Source organism: Bacteroides sp. NSJ-48, from assembly GCF_014287405.1.
GTDB classification, from domain to species: Bacteria; Bacteroidota; Bacteroidia; order Bacteroidales; family Bacteroidaceae; genus Bacteroides; species Bacteroides stercoris.
In genome coordinates, this window is sequence record NZ_JACOOD010000095.1 from 1 (window position 1) to 2,687 (window position 2,687).

Annotated in this window: 1 pseudogene; it reads right to left on the reverse strand. The window is 52.9% G+C overall.

Annotated elements, in window-relative coordinates:
• Nucleotides 1-2,687, reverse strand: a pseudogene (locus tag H8S52_RS19520) (hypothetical protein); the annotation flags it as partial.

The window sequence follows — 2,687 nt, forward strand, 5'->3', positions numbered from 1 at the left end:
GGATAACTGCTGTAGCAGGCGTACTTCTTGTTGTTCAAATAATCGTTGATGCCTTTGCTCCAGTAAAACGGCTCATACATCATCCAGTCTCCCTCGCTGCCGTCCAGCTTCGCCACCGTACAGTCGTTCATATCCTCCGCATCGGCATAGAAGTTCGAGCTTTCGTCATGCAGGGGGAAATAGGTCATCTCCCCGTCCGGGTTGTTCACTTCCACCTGCTGCCCGGCCATCTCCACTTTCCGGCTCGTGGGTATCTTGGTCACCTTAGCCAATACGCGGTGGCGCTTGGACAGGATGGCATTCACATGCCCGCTCATTTTGTACGTATTGCCGAATTTGTACCCTGTCTTGTTGTCCAGGTTCGAAACATTGGCATCGTCGGCCACACTGTCGTCAAACTCAATCATCGTATAAGGCGGCTGCTTGATGGCCAGTTCCGGATAACGGGCGGCATACATCTCCAGTTCCTCGTCAGCCAGATACTTCGTCAGGGTCAGCTTACCGCGAAGGCCCGAGTGGCGGTCATCCACCGCACCCGTCTGCGTGTACGTTCCGTAATCGAAATACTTCTTCAGCAGCGTTCCGTCGTCTTCCCGGTCTATCTCCAGCACAAAGCGCTCCAGCTTGCCGCTGTCGTTCAGTTTGGCCTGGTGCAGGCGTTCCAGCATGGCAAACCCGTCGATGCCGGGGCAGTTGGTATAGCGGTATCCCCGCACGTTGTTGATGCCTTCCAGCACCAAGCCGCTGTCCTGCAGTTTGGTCAGATACTCCAGGAACAGTTCCTCAATCGTGTCCGGCAGGCATAACTGCACAACGGGCGCACCGGTGGCCAGTTTCACTCGGGTCAGCCCCGTACCTCTCACATCCAGTTTCTTCAGACGCCCCTGCCAGCTCAGGTCCAGGGTGGCCACATTGCCGTTGTCTCCGTTTCGGGCCAACAGGTTATTCCGCATGTTCACTTCTTCCAGCAGCAGCATGCCGTTCGTCGAGGCCATGAACGAGCCGTTCCGGTACCCGCTGGCTTTCTCCACGCTCATGTCCAGTTTCACAAGGCTGGTCAGCAGACCGAAGTTGAACCCGATGGCAAACGCATCCTCATGCCATACCAGTTCCTTGATTTTGGCCGCGCCGATAATCTTCAGCGGGTCGTTCTCACCGAAGGCACGGGTCAGCTGCAGGGAGTGGAGCACGTCCGCATCCACCACGCCGCTGTCAGCCTGTACACCGTTTGAGGTGGATAATTGCACACGGTAAGGGATGGTCAGCCGGTACTGCATCGGCTTCAGTTTATAAGCCTTGTCCAGCGATGCCGTACTCTGGTAGAACTGGGCACCCAGCGTAGATACATAGCCGTACTCCACCTGCTTCAGGTCGTACCTGCGTTGGATGAAGTAGTTCCGGTGTGCTTTTAACGAACCCTTCAGACCGTAGATTTGCGGATACGTCTGTTTGGCACCGTCAGCACCTACCGGCATTTCGTTCAGGAACGGGTAGATGTATTTGAAGATGCCGGACTTGTTATAGAGGCGTGAGCACCACTTCTTCATCTGTTCGGTATCGAAATGGTCAATGGCTTTCTGGATACTGAAGGCACTCATGAAGCTTGCGCCCCCGTTCCATCCGCTCACCATAATCTCCACAATCATGTCCCAGCAATTGGCCACGATGAGGTTCCACAGCCACGAGTTATGACCCTGCATCACATAAGCCCCGTCGCGCTTGGTCTGACGGTTATCGTTATATTTTCCCGTAAGGAATGACTTGTTGTCTGAACCCAACTGGCAGTCTCCGTCATAATAAGTAATCAACCATTTCACCCCGTCCCAAGTACGGATAAGCATGTTCTTGGCAAGCTGGTCGACACCAAGGTTAAACTGCACGTACAGATAGTAAGCTATCAGATGGGGAAGGTCGAAATACTTCGATGCCTCTTTCTTAAACGTATCGCTCTTCCATTTAGCGGTAGGGAACTTGTCGCCATCATCTTCATAATCTACCCCCTCGAACGCATGCGATTCCATGCTGTAAGTCATACTCTTTCCGGCAGGAGTTTCCTTCACACAGCGGTAAACGAAGCTCATCATGCGGTCGGTAGCCTTATACATCTTATCGTACACATCACCCTGCCCCAAGTGGTCTTTCATATTCGGTTCTTCCTCGGCATCACCGCCTCCGTCAGCCCAGAAGGTATCTTTCGGATGGTTGAACTCCAGTCCACCGTCAAAATTATAATTCATAAAGTCCTGATGGTTCGGCTCGGTACTCGGCAGCCAGTGGAACAGACACAGCGGATTCGAGTTATTCAGCGTTTCAAAGCAGATTGGAAGGTATTGCTTATGCCCCTCATCATCAGCTTCAAGATAATTCAACGTGTCGCCCTCACCCCACTTTTCTTCACCAATGGTATCATCCATTCCGAAGATGGGGTAACTGTCGCTCTTCTCGTTGTTCATGTTGTACTGACCGTAATAAATCAAGTCTTCGTCGGCACTCTTCGCTACGAACAGGTCACACGGCAGTCCGTCGATGGCCGAACGGTAATCATCGTCCAGCCCATGGTCTTTGGCATAACGCTGGGCAGGCGTAAGCAGCCCCATCTCTTTCAGTCCGTCATTGATAAGCTTCGCACCTCCGGTATTGGTGGTCATGGACGAGTCCGAGAAGTCGCATTTGGAACATGCCAGCTT